This window comes from Chitinophagaceae bacterium C216 (assembly GCA_028485475.2).
In the GTDB taxonomy this organism is placed as follows: Bacteria; Bacteroidota; Bacteroidia; order Chitinophagales; family Chitinophagaceae; genus Niabella; species Niabella composti.
This window is the reverse complement of sequence record CP144143.1, coordinates 1,197,181-1,219,600: the sequence shown is the minus strand read 5'-3', so window position 1 is coordinate 1,219,600 and position 22,420 is coordinate 1,197,181. Positions and strand designations below refer to the sequence as shown.

Sequence of the window (22,420 nt, the reverse complement as noted above, 5' to 3'; positions counted from 1 at the left end):
AAGTGCAGTTGTTTTGTCGCATTCCTCGGAATACTCGTTACCCTCTAACAACAACCGATAAATTAAATGGCCATTATTTCCTTTTCCTTGGCAGCCAGATGCTTCTCAACCAAAGCAATATATTTATCTGTAAGCTCCTGTACAGCAGCTTCGGCATCCTTGGCAGCATCCTCGCTCAATCCGTCTTTTTGCAGCTTTTTTATAGCTTCAATAGCGTCGCGTCTTGCACTGCGCACCCCTACTTTAGAATTTTCTCCCTCTGCAAAACTTTTCTTAACCAACTCTTTTCTGCGTTCTTCAGTTAGAGGAGGCAAAAACAGACGAATGTTGACACCATCATTTTGAGGGTTAATGCCAATATTGGCAGCAATAATGGCCCTTTCTATGGGCTGCAACATATTTTTTTCCCACGGTTGAACGTTCAAAGTTCGAGCATCCAATACTGTAATATTGGCTACCTGATTTAGAGGAACAGGGGCTCCGTAATATTCTACCGTGATGCCATCTAACATTTGAGGGTTGGCCTTACCGGCTCTAATTTTAGTTAACTCAGCTTCCAGAAAGGCGATAGCCTTCTTCATGCCTTCTTCAGCGGTGCTAATAATCTTATCTACCTGATCTTGCATTCTTAACGTTTTTTAAAATGCAGCAAATCTAATAAAATCAGTGTAAAGAGTAATCATTAGAAAGAAATTACCCTTTTACTTTTTCATTTCCCAATTCTTTTTTGGTAGAAAGATCTATAACCTTTGAAGCCGGTTTCTTTTCTTGAAGGCTGGATATAATCTGTCTTTGAATAACCAATTTACGGCGGGGAAGGGTATAAAATAATGCTCCTAATATTACATAACAAATGAAAAAAAGGCCTATGACGAGGGGAGTATTTCCTAAGGAGCGGCAAAAATATACCCACACAATAAACAATATATTGGCAGCTACACAAATAGTAGTGACTCCAGAGTGATTAAAACCATGATCGAGCAATAAATGATGCACGTGATTTCTATCGGGAAAGAAGGGGGAACGTCCTTTCAAAATCCGAATTGCAAATACTCGGACAGTATCAACCAAAGGCACTAGTATTACAGCAATTCCCAAGGCTACTGATGACTCAATGGGAAAAGGAGATGCCGGATTGGCCGCCACATTAATAAACTTCAACACTAGAATACCACATATGAGTCCTACCGTTAATGAGCCGCAATCGCCCATGAAGATTTTTGCGGGATGAAAATTGAAAATAAGAAAAGCCATTAATGCTGCCGATAAGGAGAATGCCAACAACGCATAAGGCATCATACCGGCCATATAAAAGTAAGTACCCAACAATGAAGTAGAGAGTATACCCAGACTTCCCGCCAATCCATCTACCCCATCAATCAGGTTAAATGCGTTAATAATTAAGATAAGAATAATATAGCTTAATGCAAGCCCGTAAACCGGACTGATATCATAAATCCCAGCAAGCCCGTATAAGCTCTCAATTCTTATCCCCCCTAAATGAATTACTAATCCCGCAGCTATAATTTGTACTACAAACTTTTTAAAAGCTGATAAGGCAATAATATCGTCCTTTAATCCGATGAAAAACATCAGTAGCAGCGCGGCTATAAAATACTGAAATTCGGGACTTTGCTGGAAGTTGACGCTTAATAGCAGTGCAAAAGTTAGTCCGATAAAAACTCCTATTCCCCCTAACGAGGCTATAGTATGGGTATGCAATTTCCGTTCATCCGGTATATCAAATAACTTTTTCTTTTCAGCAACTAAAATAATTACCGGAATTGCTAAAAAAGCAACTATAAACGAAATTATAGCTGTTGCCAGAATTTGGAGCATTCAATAAGGTTTAATAGTTTAGCAAAAGTAAGTATTTTATGTATCTTAGGCAATTTTTAGGACTCATACTCATATTATGAGTAAAAAATAGTGCATATTTGTAACACACATAAACTTAATGACTAATGGCAACTTTGCAAGAAATAGCAACTCAAGTGAGAAGAGACATCGTACGAATGGTTCATGGCGCCCAAAGTGGTCACCCGGGAGGTTCCCTTGGCTGTGCCGACTTTTTAACTGCATTGTATTTCAAAGTGATGGAGCACAATCCGTCCTTTAATATGGAGGGAAAAAATGAAAACCTGTTTTTTCTTTCCAACGGTCATATATCACCGGTATTTTACTCCGTTCTGGCCCGCTCTGGTTATTTCGATGTTAAAGAATTAGCCACTTTCCGTAAAATAAACAGCCGCCTACAAGGACACCCCGCCACTCATGAACATTTACCCGGCGTACGTGTAGCTAGTGGCTCTTTAGGACAAGGCTTAAGTGTTGCCATTGGTGCCGCACTTTCCAAAAAATTAAACGGCGATTCCAAACTGGTATATGCACTGCTTGGTGATGGTGAGTTGAATGAAGGACAAGTATGGGAAGCCGTAATGTTTGCTGCAGCTCATAAGGTAGATAACCTTATTGCTACTGTTGACTGGAACGGCCAACAGATTGACGGTCCTACCCAGAAAGTATTGGACTTGGGCGACCTGAGAGAAAAGTTTCAGGCATTTGGATGGCATGTCTTGGAGATGAACGGTAACGATATGGACGAAGTGGTAGCCGTACTGGAACAGGCTAAAGAAGCTACCGGCAAAGGCAAACCGGTAGGTATTATGATGCGTACCGTTATGGGTAAAGGTGTAGACTTTATGGAAAATGATCACGGCTGGCATGGAATTGCGCCTAATGATGAGCAATTGGCTAAAGCCCTGGAACAATTACCCGAAACACTAGGAGATTATTAAACCATCTACATAGAAAAAAAGAGGTGTGGTTAACCACACCTCTTTTTTATTATCCAGAACCCGACTTTAAATACCGTATTCTATAAGCGTTCATAGCAGTTTCGCCCAACTTTTTTACTAGCTTGTAGTTCACAACAAATCCTACAGGAGCACCAATTATCGGAAGCAGCTGTGCCATTTTAGCAATATCCAGATAATCTCTGTACTCTTGCTGAAACTTTCGCCAGTCAAACTGATGGATGTCTTCAGGAAGCTCTTTTGCATATTGCTCCCAGTTTTCGATTTTTAAAAACACCTCTCTACTATGCGCTTTACCCGAAAAAGCCAGTTCAAAAACATGTAGTAGATAAATGCGTTCTTTGTAGTCATTCAAGTCAAATCCGTACACGGTGGCAATTTCATAAAGTAGTTTCAATTTCAAAGCCAGAAGCATGGGAAAGTCTGCTAAACCTAGGAAGATACCTCCGGCCCCGGTTACACCACCTTCAATAGCTGCTGTGCTGCGGTAAAATTTTATTTTTTCCTGTATAATCAACTCCCGCTCACGCAAAGTGGCATTTTCAGGAGGGCGCGAGGTAGTATACTTGGCACCGAACAATACGCCGCGAATCATTTGCTTAATGATGGCAGTGATGGTATTGTGCACCTTTTCGGGTATCGCAGCATTGAGTTTATCTTGGGTGCGCTTAGAAAGCTTGGCCATTAATCCCGGCTTTTTCAGCATTCTTACTTTCCAGGCGGCAAGCTCGCGGGCTATTATCTGCTCATATTGCTCCATGCTTATGATTTGTCCGTAGTAATGCTTAAATATACTCCGCTATTTCCATTTAAGCATAAAAAAACCGGCCAGGATAAAACTGACCGGTTCTATAGAAAAACAGATTATTTCTTACCAGAATCTTACATACAGTGCAGAAAGCAATAACAGAATTATTACAATCAACACAATCGTTCTAGGATCCAGCTTAAACATGCTTCTGTCGATAACAAAGGCCTTTGGATTTACTTTAGGACCTGCAAGGCTGATTAATACCATTACAATCACTGTAATCACAAAGGACCAACCCATATTGATCAAAAACGGAATTTCGGTAATGGTATGTACAACCCCGTTCTCCATTTTTTCGTAAGTGAAAGCTGTGTACATCCAGGTTTCTTTACCAAAAATATCCACGGCATAACTATTGAAGAATATCGCTAATACGAATCCCAATATCACACCCACCAGAGCGGCAGTACCTGTAGTACGCTTCCAGAACATACCCAACAGGAACATAGCAAACACACCCGGGCTGATAAAGCCTGTATATTTCTGAATAAAGGTAAAACCACCCTCACCACTGATGCCCAGTACATCTGTCCAAGTAAATGCCAGCGCTACCAGCATAGCCACGATAATGGCCCATCTTCCGGTTCTTACCAGCTGTAGCTCTGTAGCATCTTTTTTCAGATACTTTTTATAAATATCCAGCGTATAGATTGTAGAAATACTATTTACTTTTCCGGCTAAAGAAGCTACAATGGCAGCAGTAAGCGCCGCAACTGCCAGCCCTTTTAACCCTACCGGCAAAAAGCCTAAAATAGCTGAGTAGGCACTATCCTTCACACCGTTAAACCCTGGTAATTCGCCCTTGGTGTATAAAACGTATGCAGCGATACCAGGCAGCATTACAATTACGGGCATGAACAACTTCAGGAAGCCGGCAAAAAGAATACCGGTACGGGCTGTTTTCAAATCAGCACCCAACGCACGTTGTGTAATATATTGGTTACATCCCCAATAGTTCAGGTTTACAATCCACTGACCCGCAAAGTACATTGCCAAACCGGGCAGTACCACATACTTTTGTACATCCAAATTCTCTGGCATGTTCAATGTGGTGGTGGTTACCTTGGGTTTATCCAAAATCAGCTTGAAATGTTGAGGCGCTTCATTGAGCAGGGCCTTAAATCCTGCAATAGCACTTCCGGTAGCTGCTCCGTTAACCCGTTGGTCTACAATTTGCAAAGCCATATACACCGTTGCAAATCCACCAATAATCAGCACTGCCACCTGTATCACATCGGTATAACCAATTACCTTCATACCACCCAAACCAATCAACAATGCCATTATCAACAGGATTACCATGATTGTATGCAAATAACCTCCCCCAAGTAATGCATCTATGGCCAGAGCGCCCAGATACAGAATAGAAGTAAGGTTTACAATTACATACAAGAACAACCAGAACACAGCCATGATGAGCGAAACGGATTTGTTATACCGCGTTTCTAGGAACTGCGGCATGGTATATATTTTGTTCTTTAGGTAAATAGGTATGAACCATATAGCAATGATGATCAATGCTACGGCAGCGATCCACTCATATGCTGCCACGGCAACACCTACGAAGAAACCTTCACCACTCATTCCAATAAATTGCTCCGCAGAAATGTTAGAAGCAATTAGAGAAGCCCCGATAGCCCACCAAGACAAAGAACCCTCTGCAAGGAAATAGTCGTGTGAAGCGGTAACTGTAGCTTTCTTTTTACGCAGATATACCCAATATCCGTAAGAGGCTACGATGATGAAATACACGAAAAAGACGATGTAATCTGCAGTTCCTAGATATTTACTCATATGGCTGAAATTGTTATCATTTTTTTAAAACCTCGCGAATATAAAAATAATAAGTTCATTAAAATGTAATATTCTCACATTTGTTTTACCGGTTTTTAAGATTTATTAAGCTGATAATATACCTCGCTCCACCTCAATTCGTTCTTGAAATGGTAGAGGTCTGTGTTTTTGCCGATAAGTGTAAACTCAATGCCGGCCATATCAGCAAAGTCTTCCAGATGCTCAGCCGTGAGGTTTTGTGAGTAACAGGTATGATGCGCGCCCCCTGCCAATATCCATGCCGCACAACCTGTATTCATATCAGGATAAGGACGCCATAATACACGGGCTACAGGCAGCTTGGGTAAATCGTGCTGGGGCTCAAGCGCTTCTACTTCATTCACCAACAATCTAAATCTGTTACCCATATCCACAATGGATGCATTTAACGCAGCCCCTCCTTTTGCATTGAATACAAGACGCACCGGATCTTCCTTGCCACCAATACCCAGAGGGTGCACTTCTACACTAGCTTTGCCACTAGCAATGGAGGGGCAGATCTCCAACATGTGCGCACCCAACACAAGAGCGTTCTGCGGATCAAAATGGTAGGTATAATCTTCCATAAAACTGTTACCTCCCGGCAGTCCTGTAGCCATTACTTTCATAGCGCGTACCAGCGCTGCCGTTTTCCAGTCACCTTCTCCCGCAAAACCATATCCGGCTGCCATCATGCGCTGGGCTCCGATGCCCGGCAGCTGACGCATACCGTGTAAGTCTTCAAAAGTATCGCTGAAGCCCTTATAGCCTCCGTCTTCCAAGAAATGCTTTAGCCCCAGTTCAATTCGAGCGGCCACCTGCAGCGATTCGTGGTGCGATTTACCTTCCTGCAACACATCCATTACCTCATAAGTGTCGAAATACTCTTTCACAAGAGCCTGCACTTCTGCATCAGACACTTCATTAATCACTTTTACCAAATCACCTATGCCGTGTGTATTTACACTATAACCAAAACGCATTTCGGCCTCCACTTTATCACCTTCGGTTACTGCTACGTAACGCATGTTATCGCCAAAGCGTACAAATCTTGCACCCTGCCAATCGTGCCAGCCGGCTGCGGCTCTAGCCCATGCAGCAATACGCTCAATAGCTTGATCATCTTTCCAGTGCCCTACTACTACCTTGCGACGCTTGCGCATACGACTTACCATGAATCCAAACTCTCTGTCGCCATGGGCAGACTGGTTGGTATTCATGAAGTCCATATCGATATCACTCCATGGTATATCGCGATTGTACTGTGTATGAAAATGGAGCAAAGGCTTATGCAAAATACGCAAGCCGTTAATCCACATTTTCGCCGGAGAAAATGTATGCATCCAAGTAATCACCCCAATACAACTTTCATTATGATTAGCTTCCGCACAAAAAGCAAAAACCTCTTCGGTAGACTTCAAGGTCCCTTTATATACAACCGTTACCGGAATGCTGCTATGGTCGTTAATATAACCTGCTATTTCTTTTGAATGCTGATCTACTTCAATTAGGGTTTGCTCCCCATAAAGGTTCTGACTACCGGTTGCAAACCACACTTCCAGTTGCTTTAAATCTGTCATTGAGTTCTTTTTTATTTTGTTACAAACTGTTTACGGTTACGCATCGCTCTTGCGTCGCACACTTGTACTACCGTACAAATGGCGGCTTTAAAGAAGATAGCACCATTATGAAACTGGCTGCCTATCCTGTGTTTTCCCACAGTTTTTAATGATAATCTGACTGTCCGTAATAGCTGTCAGGTCCATGCTTTCGTTCATAATGCTTTTTAATGAGGGCATCCTTCAGTCGCGGAGCGTTAGGATTGATTTGCTCTGTAAGGAAAGCCATCTTAGCAATTTGCTCCAATACAGCACTATTGTGCACGGCTTTGGTGGCATTTTTTCCCCACGTAAAAGGAGCATGATTACCCACCAAAATCATTTCAACTTCCTTGTAGTCCAGTCCTCTTTCCTTAAAACAGTTAATAATTTGAAATCCCGTTTCGTACTCGTAATTACCTTGAATCATTTCATCACTCATGGGTGGCGCACAGGGTATATCCACCGTATTATAATCGGCGTGCGTAGTACCGAAAATGGGAATATCACGCTGCGATTGCGCCCAGGCTGTAGCATAGGTAGAGTGCGTATGTACAATACCACCTATCTCTTCCCAATGCTTGTACAAAACGGCGTGCGTGAGTGTGTCCGAAGAAGGGTTCAACGACCCTTCTACTTTATTTCCGTCAAAGTCGACGATAACCATTTTTTCCGGAGAGAGCTGTTCATATGGCACTCCACTAGGCTTAATGGCAAACACACCTTTATCGCGGTCCGCCTCACTTACATTACCAAAAGTAAACAACACCAATCCCAATTTGGGTAGCTGCATATTGGCTTCGTATGCAGCTTCACGAATATATCTGTAGTTCATATGCTTATTTCATACAGGGCATCACAATACAAGAAAAAACACTTTTCTTTTGCAACCCTGATAACATCTATGCACTTAGCGATGTTTCTATAAATTTTCCAAACGCCTCATATTCCTTCATACGCTTAGCATAGTATGCTGTATGCTCTGGAATAGGACGATACTCGGCATCAAAGCCTTGCCCCATAGCATTCATAGCTTCATTCACATTCGGATACAGGCCGGCGACCGTAGCAGCAAACATGGCTGCTCCTGCAGCACAGGTTTGTTCCGACTTGTGAATTTTGATAGGCATGTTCATAACATCAGCCATCACCTGCATCACATAAGGCGATTTCTTAGCTACTCCCCCCACTCCAATCAATCCTTTCACCGGAACGCCTTCGGCATTAAATCGGTCTACAATGGCTCGTGCACCAAAACAACTTGCTTCCACGAGGGCTTTAAAAACGGCCGGAGCATTACTACCCAGATTTAAACCGGCGATAGCCCCTTTCAACTTTTGATTAGCATCGGGCGTGCGTCTTCCGTTCAGCCAATCAACAGCTAGTTCGTCTTCTTCATTCAAAGGCAGTTGGGAAGCGGCTTCAGAAAGCTCTTTTATAATGCGAGATTCGATAGATTTTCTAAGCGTATTATCCTCCACAAAACGAAGCGGCCATGCAATCAGATTCTTAAACCATGCATAAATATCACCAAAAGCGCTTTGGCCAGCTTCCAATCCCATCATTCCGGGAATGATAGATCCCGGAACCTGTCCACAAATACCACGAACAAGCTTATCTCCAAACTCATCCTGAGGTACTACCAACATATCGCAGGTAGAGGTCCCCATCACTTTACTTAAGAAATAGGGCTCTATCTGTCCTCCTACAGCACCCATATGCGCATCAAAAGCACCAATACCCACTACTACATCGGTATTCAATCCCAGCTTTTCTGCCCATTCTGCGGACAGGTTTCCCGCAGGCTTATCTGCAGTATAGGTGTCTCGAGGAAGTTTGGATGTAAACCCATCTAGCAACGGATCTAGAGAAGCAAAAAATTCATTAGGAGGAAACCCTCCAAACTCCTCGGACCAGATACCTTTATGTCCAGCAGAACATACTCCTCGCTTAATTTCTTTTACATCCTTTCCTCCGGTTAGTAAAAAAGGTATCCAATCGCAATGCTCTACCCAGCTTGCGGTTGCATTTCGCACCTTTTCATCCTCACGAAATACATGCAGCAGTTTTGCCCAGAACCACTCACTGGAGTAGATGCCTCCTACATATTTGAGATAATTGGTTTCGAATTTTTGAGCGTGCTGATTGATTTCTTCAGCCTCCCTGATGGAAGTGTGATCCTTCCATAATACAAACATCGCGTTAGGGTTTTCCTCAAAACCCGGCGTGAGGGCCAACGGTGTTCCTGTATGATCGACGGCTACAGGTGTGGAACCAGTTGTGTCTACAGAGATGCCCTTAATATATTTTGCAACATTTCCTCCGGCTTTTTCAATACAGTCCTTCACGGTATATATCAGGCCCTCAATATAATCCAGCGGATGCTGACGAAACTGATTGGCATCCGGATTACAATATAATCCGTCCTTCCAACGGGGATATTCAAATACCGATGTTGCGATTTCATTTCCATTACGGGTATCCAGAATCACCGAACGAACCGAATCTGACCCATAATCCACTCCAATTACAAAAGCATCGTGAGACATGGCAGCAAATTTTTAGCGCTAAAATAATGAAACAATTAGTATTAATTGTAAACTATACAATTATTTTAATTTCACAGGTTTTACACCTTCCCGGGTAATGACCACCGGTTTAATAAGTCCGTTTTCATCAAACTCCATCTTATCAATACATACAACACGAGAATTTCCGTGGGTTTCCGTAATAGGCCGGCGGTGATACACAATATAATATTCCTCCTTACCTGGTATCTGCAACACTGAATGGTGCCCGGCTCCGGTGGCTATGGTTGTATCCTGCTCCAAAATTTTGCCTATTCTTTTAAAAGGGCCTAAGGGCGAATCGGCTATCGCATATGCCACGCTGTAATCCGGACCCGTCCACCCTCCTTCAGACCACATAAAATAATATTTTCCGTTACGTATAAACATAAAGGGACCTTCCACGTATTTCTCTGGGGTTACCTCTTTATAAATACTTCCATCTTCAAAGGGAATAAAACCGGTAAAATCATCTTTAAGCTTGACTACATTGCAATGACGCCAACCTCCGTAGTACATGTAATACTGTCCATCACTATCTTTAAATACAAACTGATCGATAGGTTGCGCCCCGTTGTAAAATTTATCAATCAATGGCTTTCCCAGATAATCTTTGTACGGTCCTTCCGGCTTGTCTGCCACAGCAATACCTATGCCTCCTATTTCATTATCATTTTGAATATCATTAGCAGCAAAGAATAAAAAATATTTATTGTCTTTTTCTACTATCGCAGGTGCCCACATAGCACGCTTGGCCCATTTAATAGCTGCAGTATCTACTATTCGCGGATGCTTCTTCCAATGCACTAAATCGTCTGACGAAAAAGCATCCAGAAATACCTGCTTCTCATAAACATCCGAATAAGTGGGAAAAATCCAGTATTGCTTTTTAAACACCGCTACTTCAGGATCGGCATACCAGCCCGGAAAAATAGGATTTCCGGAAGTTTGTTTTTGGCCATACAAACCCATGACTGTCATAAAACCCATCAAAACGAATATTACTCTTTTCATTATGCAAGTGATTTTTATAAATGATTTAAGAAACCAGCTTGCTAAAGGTACAGAACCCAAATTGATTTCAAAAGGCCGTGTAATTTGTAAGTAGTAATGCCATCTTTCAGCGTCAGCACTTATATAAAAACTACATCTAGCTTACATTATATCCCAGCATGTTCAGCTACTTACACAATAACTAAAATAGTTCAAGTAAGACATATAGTGTAAAGCAATATTGTTTAATGGCTGTTAAATGTTTGGCGAAGCTTAAACTGTAGATCAAATATTCGTTAATAAAAACGATCTATTATTTATTCTAATAAAACTGTCGATGAATATCTTCCTTACCAATACATTCATTACGAATCCAAAATTTCCTATCTGGGAAAAGTATATTAATCCATAGCAAGGCTTTTTATCAGGCTGATAATTATACTTCTCTGAAAGAAATAGTTTTGGTGTGCTAATTATAAAGCCTCCAAATACAGTTCTCTGTTTATTCGTAAATCACCTTGCATTTTAGTACCCTTCCGATAAAATCGAAATAAAGTATCACAACAACTCGATGTTTGCAACTAATCATTCCATCTGGTAATCCACTCGCGCATATATTTAGAAAAACAAGAGTGTTAAATGAAATATTGAATCCATTTGGGTTCTATCAAGCGATGGAATCCATGTTTTAGTCTAATCCCAGCTATACCCTTATACATGCTCCATATCAAACTGCACTCATTATGCAGGATGTAATAGTCTAGTAATAAGCTTTTTAAAGAAATTTTTCTTACAAAATATAATCATTTAACTTTTTTTACCATTTTTTATTAAACAACTGCTTATACCTTTGTCCATTAATCCGTTTTTAATCATTTTAAACAAAACCCTATGAGACACCTTAACCTATCTCTAAGGACAAGTGTGCTTGTTCTTATCGGACTCCTATTATTTAGTTTCTTGTCAGTAAAAGTTTCTGCACAATGTGTCATTGGCGCTTCGGCCAATAATACCGGGACAGCCTCCTTTCTTTCAAGTGCCGCTAGCCCCCAGCAGGCCATCGATGGCAATCACAATACAGCAGCCACATTAACCAATAATCTTGTTACTGGTTTGGCTGTGTTGAATGTGACCTTTGACAGAAACATGAATCCTGGCGATGTCGTTGAAATAGATCTTCAAGTTGATGGCGTAAATATAGTAGACTGGGGAAGTATTGGAGGTATTTATATTACCCCCTATACCGAAACTAATGCCAGCGGTTCAGCAGGAACTAGGCAGAACATCTTAGGTATTGGCTTTATCATTAACCTAGGCCAAGGCCGTGCTATTGTAAGAGTTCCTGTAACAGGAATTCCTCACATCCGCTCTATTAAAATTGAATATGTAAGTTTAGGATTCTCTCTGTTTAAAACTGCTCGCATATTCGAAGTGACTGCTAAAACCGGTAAACCTGCCTCTGTAAACGGAGAGGAAGTAACAGTATGTGCCAATACAGATGTTAACTTAACGGCTGAGTATACCGCAACCAATACACCTGTAGATATTCTGTGGTATGACTCAAATGCGGATGATGCAGCTCCAATCAAAGTGGATTTAGGCCAACAGTCCAGCACCTTGGCCGTTAATTCGGGAACCCAAAGCAAATCCTATTATGTACGCACGAGATACAGCGATTGTGTGAACTCTCTTTCGGAGCCTACTGAAATTAAAGTAAATATTGATCCATCCTGTGCACTGCCGGTTACATTTGGTCCACTCGACGCCTACATCACTAATGGTAAATTAAATGTATTATGGCAGACCGTAACCGAAGAAAACAACAAAAGATTTGAAATTCAGGCATCTACCGATGGAAAAACCTTCAAGTCTATTGGAGTTGCAGACACCAAAGCACTTAACGGAAATTCTAGCACTCCTCTGAGCTACAACTTTAGTACTGAGCTAAGCGGAATCATTGCTCTAAGTTCCGTAGCTGGATTAGGGGTATTGCTGCTGTTAGGCGGTATGTTCTACAGAAATAAGAAAAAATGGGGCGTTTTGGCTACTGTATCATTACTCATCATCAGCGTAGTAACCCTTTACTCTTGTAGTAAACAAGCAGATTATGTACCTACTAACACTCCAAAGAACGTTTGGGTGCGAATCCTCCAAATTGATATTGATGGAAAATCGAGTGCTTCTACAGTGGTAAAAGCCCGCATCGTTGAATAATTAATTGATAAATCCAGTTTATATTGAAGCTGTCTCAAAGTTTGAGACAGCTTCTTTTTTTAATGCGCAGGAAAGGCTATTATAGAGCACATAAGCTGATGTATAGAATCATTAAGAGATGGATCCCACTTATATCATATAAATAGCCAGTCTTTTTGCATTTGCGACCGCTTCATACATAATGTTTTATATAAATACCTCCCATTTGCATATATTTTAAAATATGAATCCAATTTGATGACAGAACATGATGTCCAGAATTAAATCGCAAAATCGTAATATCTTCGCAGCCTTTTAAGAAAGATATACAATGAAGTTTCACGACGAGATAATGAGAAGGCGTACATTCGCCATTATCAGCCACCCTGATGCGGGAAAAACCACCCTCACGGAAAAATTTCTGCTTTTTGGTGGCGCCATACAGGTTGCCGGGGCCGTAAAAAGCAACAAAATAAAAAAGTCTGCCACCTCCGATTTTATGGAAATCGAGCGGCAACGTGGTATTTCCGTTGCTACCTCGGTAATGACCTTTGAGTACCAAAACATTTTAATCAACCTCTTAGATACACCGGGACACAAAGACTTTGCAGAAGATACCTACCGCACCCTAACTGCTGTAGACAGTGTAATTTTAGTAGTCGACAGTGTGAATGGTGTGGAAGAGCAGACACGCCGCCTTATGGAAGTATGCCGGATGCGCGATACTCCTGTAATCGTGTTCATCAACAAACTGGACCGAGATGGTAAAAACCGATTCGACCTACTGGAGGAAATTGAAAAAGAATTGAAAATACAATTGCATCCTATGACCTGGCCCATTAACAGTGGTAAGGATTTCAAGGGTGTGTACAATATTCATGATAAAAGTCTGCGGCTTTTTGCCCCTAATACCAAGGCTGATGAGGAGGATGTTATTGCCACCACAGATATCAATGATCCTATTTTGGATGAAAAACTGGGCGATAGAGATGCGGCAATACTCCGAGAAGACGTAGAACTGGTAGATGGTGTGAACGGCCCATTGAATGTAGATGATTATTTAAAAGGAAAGGTATCTCCTGTATTCTTTGGAAGCGCCATCAACAATTTTGGAGTAAAAGAGCTATTGGACACTTTCATAACCATTGCACCGCCACCGCAAGGCCGTGATACCACAGCTCGCAGAGTGGATGCAGAAGAATCTAAGCTAAGTGGGTTTGTATTCAAAATACATGCTAATCTAGACCCCAAGCATCGCGACCGTATCGCCTTTTTTAGGGTTTGCAGTGGAAAGTTTGAGCGTAACAAATATTTTCATCATGTAAGACTGAATAAAAAGTTGCGCTTCAGCAACCCCTACTCTTTCATGGCACGTGATAAAAGTGTGATTGAAGACGCCTATGCAGGAGACGTGGTGGGTTTGTTTGATACCGGCAACTTTAAAATCGGTGACACCCTAACGGAAGGAGAAGAGTTCTACTTCACCGGTATTCCTTCGTTCTCTCCGGAAATCTTTAAGGAAGTGGTGAATAAGGACCCGCTAAAAACTAAACAGCTGGAAAGAGGGTTGCTACAACTTACGGACGAGGGTGTGGCACAGTTATTTACCCAGTTTGGAGGTACTAAGAAAATCATTGGATGTGTAGGAGAACTACAATTTGAGGTGATTCAATACCGTTTGCTGCATGAATATGGAGCTTCTGTAGAGTTCAGAGCGCTCCCCTTCTATAAAGCCTGTTGGATTACAAGTAAAGATCCTAAAAAACTGGATGACTTTACTAAGTTTAAACAAGCCAATGTTGCAGAAGATAAAGATGGAGCGTTGGTGTATCTGGCACAAAGCGAATGGTTCTTGAATACCGAAATCACCAATAATCCGGACATTGAGTTTCACTTTTCAAGTGAAATACATAAAACCGGTCCTAACTTTTAGAAAATTTCAATAATAGGAAAATACAAAATCCTGAGTACAGACATTCTAAAGCTCATTATGGCCTGTACTCAGGATATTTTATTATTTAATTATTCCAATATATTAGGAAGGATTTTGCATGAGGTTAGCCCCTCTACACGAGACCCTAAAAAGCTACATTTCAGATGCTCAACTAATACTTGGCAACTACCCCTGTGTAATTATGAGGCGTTATCTTTTTTAGCTCCTCCTTAACAGCTGCAGGTATTTTCAGCGAACTAATGAATTTGTGTAGGGCCTTTTTAGTAATGCCGTACTTACCTCTTGTCAGTTCCTTTAAAGCTTCGTAAGGATTGGGATACTGCTCCCTGCGCAAGATGGTTTGTATTGCCTCTGCCACTACCGCCCAGTTATTATTCAAGTCTTCGTTCAGTGCGGCTTCATTCAATACTAATTTGTTCAACCCGCGTTCAATGCTTTTCACAGCAATGATGGTATGTGCTATAGGCACCCCAATATTTCTCAAAACAGTACTATCTGTTAAGTCGCGTTGCAAACGACTGATAGGCAACTTGGCAGATAAATGTTCTAACAGCGAATTCGCTATACCCAAATTGCCCTCTGCATTTTCGAAATCGATAGGATTCACTTTATGAGGCATGGCGGATGAACCTACTTCACCGGCTTTGATTTTTTGTTTAAAGTACTCCATGCTGATGTAGGTCCACATGTCTCTACAAAAATCTATAAGAATATTATTAATGCGCTTAATAGCGTCGAAATGTGCCGCCAAATTATCGTAATGTTCAATCTGAGTGGTAAACTGCAATCTTTGCAGTCCCAGTATTTTTTCTACAAAATGATTTCCGAACTTAATCCAGTCGGTTTTGGGATAAGCTACATGGTGGGCATTGAAATTTCCAGTGGCACCTCCGAATTTTGCACACACGGGTATGTGAGACATTTGCAGAATCTGATTTTCCATTCTTTCTACAAAAACCATGATTTCTTTACCCAATCTGGTGGGGGAGGCCGGCTGACCATGAGTTTTAGCCAACATCGGCACATCGCGCCACTGCTTAGCCAGCTTATGTAGATGATTTTTTAGGTTAGCATAAGCCGGAAGCAATTCATATTCCATGCTGTTTTTCCAAAGCAGCGGAATGGCAGTATTATTGATGTCTTGTGAAGTAAGACCAAAATGCACCCACTCCTTGGCATCCTTGCAATCTGTTTTATCCAGTTCTTTTTTGAGGAAGTATTCAACAGCTTTTACGTCGTGATTAGTAACTTTTTCTATTTCTTTAATAGCTTCTGCATTTTCCACACTGAAGTTCTCCATCACATCCCGCAGATGCCTTTTGGCGGCAGGTGTAAGTTTCAGAAACTTCTTATCTGCCAGCAGAAAAAGATATTCTATTTCTACAATTACTCTGTACTTAATAAGGGCATACTCACTAAAATATTCCTTCAGATTCTCAATCTGCTTACTATAACGACCGTCAATCGGCGAAATGGCTGTTAATGACATCATACTTTACCGGTAATTATTTTAGGGGAACCGCATCAAAGCACCCTATACGTGCAGGATGCAATTCCTTCGAATGTACATAATATGTTCTTATGGCAAAAATAATAGGCCCCCTCTTTTTAAGGATGGAACTCCCTTTTTCTTATGAATGTTAATAGAACGTTAGCTTTTCCGCATCACTCCGTCTTAGCAGCAATTTGGCAGCCATATCCCAAAGCTATTAACAATAGTAACCTATCTTTGCCGCGCAAAAATAAGCATTCGCCGTGGAAGAAAAGATAAGAGTTGGTATTGTAAGTTATTTAAACTCCCGTCCCCTTATATATGGCTTACAACGCCTACCCATCAAAGATAAAATAACGCTGATAGAAGAATATCCAGCTTTGCTAGCCGACATGCTCCAAAAAGGGAACATAGATGTAGGTTTGGTGCCTGTGGCAATTATTCCGGAGTTGCCTCAGAGCTACATCTGCGGTAACTATTGCATTGGTTCGGTAGGAGATGTCGCTTCCGTAGCGCTGTTCAGCGAGGTGCCTGTGCAGCAGGTCGAAACTATCTATTTGGACTACCAAAGCCGCTCTTCGGTAAAATTGTTGCAATGGCTGGTACAACATTACTGGAAGATCAATCCGAAGTACGTAGAGGCCCAAAATGAAGATTATATTCAGCAAATAAGGGGTAATACAGCAGCCCTCATCATAGGCGACAGAGCGCTGAAATACCGAAGCCAGGCCCAATATATTTATGACTTGGCCGGAGAATGGAAAGCCGCAACCGGATTGCCTTTCGTTTTTGCGGCCTGGGTTAGCTCACGTCCTTTACCGGAAGCCTTTATTCAAGAGTTTGATGAAGCCAATAGTTACGGATTACTGCATATAGACGAGATTGCCCAAGCACATAATAACGGAGTATATGATTTAAAGAAATATTATTCTCAGGATTTGAGTTACGAACTGGACGCCGAAAAAAGAAAAGGTCTTGAGCTTTTTCTCAATACTATTTCTAAATAAATACGGGTTTTTCCTGATTCATCAGTACTTCTTTCCGGAAAGGCTTCTTTATTCCGCACAGCTTCCTAAATTTACAATCGGCTAATCAGCCCAATACATTCACCTAAAGTAATATGTATGAAGTGCCGCATCTGTTTACAGGAAGGAGATTTCAAACAATTGAAGCTACGAGAAATGATGTTCGGATTTAGAGATAACTTTGACTATTTCGAATGTGGCAATTGTGGTTGTATTCAAATAGCTAAGATTCCTGCTAATATTGAAAAATACTACCCCTCGAACTATTATTCCTACACTGCAGCTGATGTACCCGTAAAGCGCAGCTTCATAAGACGGATACATTTCGAATATCACAGTTTTGGTAAACATCGACTGCTGGGAGGTTTGCTGGCACTAAAATTCAAGGCTTCCAAATTTTACACATGGCTGAAGGAACTACAGCTATCGAACAAAAATGAAAGCATTTTGGATGTTGGATGTGGCAACGGCCAGCTGTTAAAACGTATTTACCGCTTGGGCTTTAATGATCTTACCGGCATCGATCCATTTATGGATAAGGATGTGATATACAATCCACAGTTGCGGTTGCTTAAGAAAGATATATTTGACATTCAAGGCCAGTTTGATGTGATTATGATGCATCACAGCCTAGAACATATGGACCATCAGAACGAAGTCATCGGCAAAGCCGCTTCCCTACTCAGCGAAAAAGGAAGACTCTTAATTAGGATTCCCATCGTAAGTAAACCTCTTATGGAAAAATACGGAATCAACGTGGTTTCGTTGGATCCTCCTCGCCACTTCTATATACACAGCCTAAAAAGCATTACGCATCTTATTCAGCAAAATAATCTTAGCATTTATAAAACTGTTTTTGACGCAGATCCGTTTTCCATATTAGGGAGCGAGCAATATTCAAGAGATATCAGTAATGTAAACGACGATAGGAGCTATATTCAAAATCCTCAAAACAGCATCTTCACCCAGGAAGACCTACAGCGTTTTCAACAAGAAATTGATCAATATAATCAGGCAGGAGAAAGCGATTCGGTGGCGTTGTATATTCGGAAAGCGCAGGTTTAATATTTACAACATCAGTTTTCCCATCTTACCTGATTTGTAATGTCGATAAGCCAGCCATATATACCGAAGCAATTTCGTTTTTTCTTTACCATACAGCAAATTGTTTTTAATCCTATTCAAAACTGTTTTGCGTCGTAAGGGAAAGGAAGCGGGCAGGTTATGCTTGTATTTCTCTGCAACATATAGTGAGTTGCGCACCATATAATAAATTCTAATAGGAGCATGCAATGTACGCACGCTCTTTTTAAAATTTTTTAAAGAACGATATGCTCCTGCTATACCTAAGGAATGATGTAAATAAACATTGCTTAATTTAACAGTTTTAAATCCTTTCGAATTTGCTCTAAAGCAATATTCCGAGTCTACTTCATCAATAAACAAAGCTTCATCGAAGCCTCCCAATTTCTTGAGCAAACCCAAATTCACCAAGCTCCCTGATGTAATCAGCATATCTGTTTCAAAGTACTCGCAATGGATTGCCTGTGGTCGCTGCTCATATTCTACGCCAAACATCGCTACTTTATCCTTCCCTTCATAAGCATCAAAACATTGCCGATAACGATTAATATTGTCTTCGTCAAAAAATGAATCCTGATCCATAGTTAGCAACCATGTTGCCCCCTCGGCTACTGCGTAACTAGCCGCCTGATTGAGACGAGCAGCAATACCCTTATTTTCTCCGTCAGCAATTATTATAACCTTATCTTCAGGAAAATCAAATGATATCTTTGCAGCAGGCTCACTATTATCAATTACCAGCAATTTTTCTATAAAAGGTAAATAGCTGGCAATGTTATCCTTTATTTGAAAATCGGGATGATACAGTATTACAACGCCAAAAATTTTTTCCATTGTGCTACAAAACAAATTAATTTGCCAATTTATAAAATCCATGCGAGAGCAATGAAAAATAAATAGATGATGATACCTTTTATTTCCATTTGCATACCCGCGTATCAACGACCTCAGTATTTACAGAGGTTATTAGACTCGATAGTAGAACAAACCTATCGGGACTATGAAGTAATTGTTACAGACGACAGTCCTGATGAAACCGTAAAGCATCTTTGTGAGCAATATAAAGACCGTATCCCACTGCACTACTATAAAAATCCCACTCCATTAGGCACTCCTGCCAATTGGAACGTTGCTATAAAGTTAGCAAAAGGAATGTGGATTAAGTTGATGCACGACGATGATTGGTTTGCCTCTCCCAATGCTTTACAGCAGTTTGCTGAAGCTGCCCAAAACAATGATGGAGCCTTTATTTTTTCTGCTTATTGCAATGTATATGAAGACACAGGCAGACAGAGCATTTGTTTTGCTGATAAAATAAGGCTCAATCAACTGAGAAAAAAGCCCGAATCCATCGTATCAAAAAATATTATTGGTCATCCGAGTACGACCCTACATCCCAATCACAGACATTTTTACGATGAACGCCTCAAATGGATGGTGGATATCGAATTTTACATCAGAGAACTACGTCACTCGCGTTTTCATTACATCAATCAGGTATTGGTAAACATAGGCATGAGCGACTCGCAAGTGACGGCCCAGGTAAAGATGCATCCCGAAGTGGAAGTGCCAGAACATTTGTACTTTCTTGAAAAAATGGGCGTTGAGCACTTGAAGAACGTTTTTGTATACGATTATTACTGGCGCTTTATCCGTAATTTTCGCATTACTACCAATGATTTTCTTACGAAATACGCACCCCATAATACACCTCACCCGATACTGACAAAGATGATAAACTTTCAACGCAAAATTCCTTATTCACTGCTCAAATTCGGACCCATATCCAAATTTTTAATGTTATTACATTATATTTTTAATAAGAACCACATAAAGCAACAATAATGACAATAGCCGTTAACTGCTGGACACTGCGTAACAAGAACATTGATGGCATAGGCAATGTCATTATTGAAAGCATGCGACCGATGATTCAACAGCATCCAGAAACGCATTTCATGATGCTGTGTGATAAAAACTTTACGGAGGACTATTTTAGCTTCCCTAACGTATCCATTCATCGTATTTTCCCTCCTTATCGACATCCGTTACTGTATATCCTCCATATGGAATGGACACTTACTCGTTTTTTAAATAAACATCAGCCGAATGTTTTTGTGGGAATGGATGGCATGATTAGTTTAAGTTATTCTGGTAAACAAATCGCCCTTATTCACGATCTAAACTTTGAGCATTACCCTGAAACGCTCCCTCTACGCAATCGGCTATACTACCGCTATTTCTTTAAAAAATTTGCTCATAAAGCTGATAAAATAGTGGCAGTATCAAAGTACACAAAGAATGATATTATTACCACCTATAATGTAGATCGAACCAAAATCGATGTTATCACGTTAGGTGCGAAAAAAATTTTCCAACCTCTATCTACAGATAGGATTACATCCACCCGACAACAATATGCTAAAGGGCAACCTTACTTCTTCTTTGTAGGCTCGATGCATGCACGCAAAAATATTCTGCGACTCATGCAGGCATTTGATTTATTCAAACAAGCCACCGGAAGTCCATTGCAACTGATGCTGGCAGGCAATATTCTGTGGGAAGCCGATGAAATAAAACAGGTATATCAACAACTTATTTTTAAAGAGGATATTATATTTCCGGGCAGGGTAAACGACGATGAACTAGCTGCATTGTTAGGAAGCGCATATGCCTTAGCATTTGTGCCTTTGTTTGAGGGTTTTGGCCTACCCATTGTAGAGGCATTTCGAGCGGGTATTCCCGTTATATGTAGCAATACCTCCTCTATGCCCGAAGTGGCTGGAGATGCGGCCCTACTTGTAGACCCACTGGATGTACACTCCATAAAAAAGGCGATGATACAGCTTGCTACTGACAACACATTATACCAAAATCTACAGCAAAAAGGTTTGGATCGAAGTGTCCTATTCGAATGGGAAAAAACTAGTCAAGATTTGTGGTATAGTATCACACAAATATAAACGTGCTATAACCGCTTTAGAATATCAGCAGCTTTATGCACTACGGCTCCCCAATAAAAATGTTCAAAAAAAAGAGAAGGAATATTTTCACTTTTACTTTGCAACTTATTGATTATCGCATCAACAAACTGCTCATAATTCCCATCAGCAACTACTGATAAATGATTGTCTGTTACGGCAACAGGTACACCCCAAGCTCCGGTTTCAAACGAAACACAAGGAGTATTAGCTGCCAAAGCCTCTACCAGCTTGGTTTTAATACCTCCCCCTTCGGTTATTGGGTTGATGAATACATCTGCTGCTTTAAAATACTTATGAATATCTTCTACAAATCCTTTGTAAAGGATATGCTGCTTGGCATATGTACGCAACTCATCATATTCGGCAGGCAATCCCGAGCCACAAATAATAATCTTATAAGGATCCTGAATTTTATGTTGCAATAAAGGGTTAATACGATGGAGTATAGCCTCCAATCCCGTTCTATTAGGACCGTAGCTCAGCGAGCCATTAAATAAAATCAATCGAGTGTGAGGTGGTAGTCCTAGCTCCTCACATACTGTCTGATGCATCTGAGCTTTTTCTTCTAAAGAGGGAGCCATGTTATTCTCTATTCCGTAAGTAATGACCGCTGTTTTAGATGGATTTACTTCATAATGAGCTATGGCATATTGCCGATCCTCTTCTGTAATAAAAAAACTATAATCGGCATAACCATGAGCAAACTTTTCATACTTATGTAAAATACGCCACCACCATTTACCTATGGTTTTAAAACGGATAGCTTCGATATTGTGTGAGCGTATGATCCACTTTATACCAGCAAACCGCTGCAATAAGTAACCCAACCAGGCGTAATAGGGATGTTCCATTACAACAGCATTCACTCCATGTCGCCTACAATATTTTTTCACTTTAAAATACAATGCCGGATTTACATAGCGCCATTTATTGTGTGTAGAAGTCAATATTGGAGCAATCGGCATAAAACTGTCGCGCTCCACATTTTCCTTCACGGAGATGACATGCAGTTCGGCGTGTTTGGAAAAGTATTTCCAGAAATAAAAGATCGCCTTTTCCCCACCCTTTACCGGTGGCAAAATTTTGTAGGGA

General features: G+C 40.9%; 18 protein-coding genes. 7 read left to right on the top strand and 11 right to left on the bottom strand.

The window, feature by feature from the left end:
- Window positions 1-62: 62 nt before the first annotated feature.
- The gene (frr, locus tag PIECOFPK_RS05030; protein ID WP_330973320.1) at window positions 63-626 is read right to left on the bottom strand and encodes a ribosome recycling factor; all 564 of its coding nucleotides are present in this window, start codon (window positions 624-626) and stop codon (window positions 63-65) included.
- Window positions 627-693: 67 nt separating this feature from the next.
- Complete coding sequence (locus PIECOFPK_RS05025) at window positions 694-1,839, bottom strand: MraY family glycosyltransferase (protein WP_409966657.1); 1,146 nt, start codon at window positions 1,837-1,839, stop codon at window positions 694-696.
- A 125-nt stretch (window positions 1,840-1,964) separates the two neighbouring features.
- On the opposite strand from PIECOFPK_RS05025, the gene PIECOFPK_RS05020 reads away from it, so the two are divergent.
- Complete coding sequence (locus PIECOFPK_RS05020) at window positions 1,965-2,798, top strand: transketolase (protein ID WP_330973318.1); 834 nt, start codon at window positions 1,965-1,967, stop codon at window positions 2,796-2,798.
- Between the two features lie 49 nt (window positions 2,799-2,847).
- On the opposite strand, the gene PIECOFPK_RS05015 is transcribed toward PIECOFPK_RS05020, so the two are convergent.
- The 6 genes from PIECOFPK_RS05015 to PIECOFPK_RS04990 all read right to left on the bottom strand — a co-directional run bounded on the left by PIECOFPK_RS05015 (window position 2,848) and on the right by PIECOFPK_RS04990 (window position 10,618).
- Window positions 2,848-3,576, bottom strand: coding sequence for an EcsC family protein (locus tag PIECOFPK_RS05015; protein WP_409966656.1), 729 nt, complete (start codon window positions 3,574-3,576; stop codon window positions 2,848-2,850).
- 111 nt (window positions 3,577-3,687) lie between these two features.
- Window positions 3,688-5,421, bottom strand: coding sequence for a sodium:solute symporter family transporter (locus tag PIECOFPK_RS05010; protein ID WP_330973316.1), 1,734 nt, complete (start codon window positions 5,419-5,421; stop codon window positions 3,688-3,690).
- A 95-nt stretch (window positions 5,422-5,516) separates the two neighbouring features.
- Entirely contained in the window at window positions 5,517-7,019 is a 1,503-nt protein-coding gene (gene araA, locus PIECOFPK_RS05005; protein ID WP_409966655.1) for an L-arabinose isomerase, read from the bottom strand.
- Window positions 7,020-7,164: 145 nt separating this feature from the next.
- On the bottom strand, window positions 7,165-7,872 hold the full coding sequence (locus tag PIECOFPK_RS05000; protein WP_409966654.1) for an L-ribulose-5-phosphate 4-epimerase: 708 nt from the start codon (window positions 7,870-7,872) through the stop codon (window positions 7,165-7,167).
- A gap of 67 nt (window positions 7,873-7,939) precedes the next feature.
- Entirely contained in the window at window positions 7,940-9,586 is a 1,647-nt protein-coding gene (locus tag PIECOFPK_RS04995) for a ribulokinase (protein WP_330973313.1), read from the bottom strand.
- 60 nt (window positions 9,587-9,646) lie between these two features.
- On the bottom strand, window positions 9,647-10,618 hold the full coding sequence (locus PIECOFPK_RS04990; protein WP_330973312.1) for a glycoside hydrolase family 43 protein: 972 nt from the start codon (window positions 10,616-10,618) through the stop codon (window positions 9,647-9,649).
- A gap of 870 nt (window positions 10,619-11,488) precedes the next feature.
- On the opposite strand from PIECOFPK_RS04990, the gene PIECOFPK_RS04985 reads away from it, so the two are divergent.
- Complete coding sequence (locus tag PIECOFPK_RS04985) at window positions 11,489-12,811, top strand: hypothetical protein (RefSeq protein WP_409966653.1); 1,323 nt, start codon at window positions 11,489-11,491, stop codon at window positions 12,809-12,811.
- 310 nt (window positions 12,812-13,121) lie between these two features.
- Window positions 13,122-14,723 (top strand): peptide chain release factor 3, encoded by a 1,602-nt coding sequence (locus PIECOFPK_RS04980; protein ID WP_409966652.1) that lies wholly within the window; start codon window positions 13,122-13,124, stop codon window positions 14,721-14,723.
- Between the two features lie 172 nt (window positions 14,724-14,895).
- Here the strand turns inward: PIECOFPK_RS04980 and purB are convergent, their stop codons facing one another.
- Window positions 14,896-16,233, bottom strand: a complete 1,338-nt coding sequence (gene purB / locus PIECOFPK_RS04975) for an adenylosuccinate lyase (RefSeq protein ID WP_409966811.1) — start codon at window positions 16,231-16,233, stop codon at window positions 14,896-14,898.
- Window positions 16,234-16,499: 266 nt separating this feature from the next.
- Between purB and PIECOFPK_RS04970 the strand changes: the two genes are divergently transcribed.
- Together PIECOFPK_RS04970 and PIECOFPK_RS04965 are read left to right on the top strand one after the other, a co-directional pair.
- Entirely contained in the window at window positions 16,500-17,243 is a 744-nt protein-coding gene (locus tag PIECOFPK_RS04970; protein ID WP_330973308.1) for a menaquinone biosynthetic enzyme MqnA/MqnD family protein, read from the top strand.
- A gap of 117 nt (window positions 17,244-17,360) precedes the next feature.
- Window positions 17,361-18,326 (top strand): class I SAM-dependent methyltransferase, encoded by a 966-nt coding sequence (locus tag PIECOFPK_RS04965; RefSeq protein WP_330973307.1) that lies wholly within the window; start codon window positions 17,361-17,363, stop codon window positions 18,324-18,326.
- Between the two features lie 3 nt (window positions 18,327-18,329).
- Here the strand turns inward: PIECOFPK_RS04965 and PIECOFPK_RS04960 are convergent, their stop codons facing one another.
- Window positions 18,330-19,178 carry a glycosyltransferase family 2 protein gene (locus PIECOFPK_RS04960; RefSeq protein ID WP_409966651.1) on the bottom strand — a complete coding sequence of 283 codons (849 nt, stop codon included), beginning with the start codon at window positions 19,176-19,178 and terminating at the stop codon, window positions 18,330-18,332.
- A gap of 66 nt (window positions 19,179-19,244) precedes the next feature.
- On the opposite strand from PIECOFPK_RS04960, the gene PIECOFPK_RS04955 reads away from it, so the two are divergent.
- Both PIECOFPK_RS04955 and PIECOFPK_RS04950 read left to right on the top strand, forming a co-directional pair.
- Window positions 19,245-20,189 carry a glycosyltransferase family 2 protein gene (locus tag PIECOFPK_RS04955; protein WP_330973305.1) on the top strand — a complete coding sequence of 315 codons (945 nt, stop codon included), beginning with the start codon at window positions 19,245-19,247 and terminating at the stop codon, window positions 20,187-20,189.
- The gene (locus PIECOFPK_RS04950; protein ID WP_409966650.1) at window positions 20,189-21,307 is read left to right on the top strand and encodes a glycosyltransferase family 4 protein; all 1,119 of its coding nucleotides are present in this window, start codon (window positions 20,189-20,191) and stop codon (window positions 21,305-21,307) included. Before PIECOFPK_RS04955 ends, PIECOFPK_RS04950 begins: the two co-directional genes overlap by 1 nt.
- Window positions 21,308-21,312: 5 nt before the next feature.
- On the opposite strand, the gene PIECOFPK_RS04945 is transcribed toward PIECOFPK_RS04950, so the two are convergent.
- The gene (locus tag PIECOFPK_RS04945; RefSeq protein ID WP_409966649.1) at window positions 21,313-22,407 is read right to left on the bottom strand and encodes a glycosyltransferase family 4 protein; all 1,095 of its coding nucleotides are present in this window, start codon (window positions 22,405-22,407) and stop codon (window positions 21,313-21,315) included.
- Window positions 22,408-22,420: the final 13 nt, after the last annotated feature.

Coding starts and splice junctions, on each gene's coding strand:
- PIECOFPK_RS04990 (WP_330973312.1), bottom strand. CDS start 10,618: ATGAAAAGAGTAATATTCGTTTTGATGGGTTTTATGACAGTCATGGGT.
- PIECOFPK_RS05020 (WP_330973318.1), top strand. CDS start 1,965: ATGGCAACTTTGCAAGAAATAGCAACTCAAGTGAGAAGAGACATCGTA.
- PIECOFPK_RS05015 (WP_409966656.1), bottom strand. CDS start 3,576: ATGGAGCAATATGAGCAGATAATAGCCCGCGAGCTTGCCGCCTGGAAA.
- purB (WP_409966811.1), bottom strand. CDS start 16,233: ATGTCATTAACAGCCATTTCGCCGATTGACGGTCGTTATAGTAAGCAG.
- PIECOFPK_RS04955 (WP_330973305.1), top strand. CDS start 19,245: ATGATGATACCTTTTATTTCCATTTGCATACCCGCGTATCAACGACCT.
- PIECOFPK_RS04960 (WP_409966651.1), bottom strand. CDS start 19,178: ATGGAAAAAATTTTTGGCGTTGTAATACTGTATCATCCCGATTTTCAA.
- PIECOFPK_RS04980 (WP_409966652.1), top strand. CDS start 13,122: ATGAAGTTTCACGACGAGATAATGAGAAGGCGTACATTCGCCATTATC.
- PIECOFPK_RS04995 (WP_330973313.1), bottom strand. CDS start 9,586: ATGTCTCACGATGCTTTTGTAATTGGAGTGGATTATGGGTCAGATTCG.
- PIECOFPK_RS04985 (WP_409966653.1), top strand. CDS start 11,489: ATGAGACACCTTAACCTATCTCTAAGGACAAGTGTGCTTGTTCTTATC.
- PIECOFPK_RS05025 (WP_409966657.1), bottom strand. CDS start 1,839: ATGCTCCAAATTCTGGCAACAGCTATAATTTCGTTTATAGTTGCTTTT.
- PIECOFPK_RS04965 (WP_330973307.1), top strand. CDS start 17,361: ATGAAGTGCCGCATCTGTTTACAGGAAGGAGATTTCAAACAATTGAAG.
- PIECOFPK_RS04950 (WP_409966650.1), top strand. CDS start 20,189: ATGACAATAGCCGTTAACTGCTGGACACTGCGTAACAAGAACATTGAT.
- PIECOFPK_RS05010 (WP_330973316.1), bottom strand. CDS start 5,421: ATGAGTAAATATCTAGGAACTGCAGATTACATCGTCTTTTTCGTGTAT.
- araA (WP_409966655.1), bottom strand. CDS start 7,019: ATGACAGATTTAAAGCAACTGGAAGTGTGGTTTGCAACCGGTAGTCAG.
- PIECOFPK_RS05000 (WP_409966654.1), bottom strand. CDS start 7,872: ATGAACTACAGATATATTCGTGAAGCTGCATACGAAGCCAATATGCAG.
- frr (WP_330973320.1), bottom strand. CDS start 626: ATGCAAGATCAGGTAGATAAGATTATTAGCACCGCTGAAGAAGGCATG.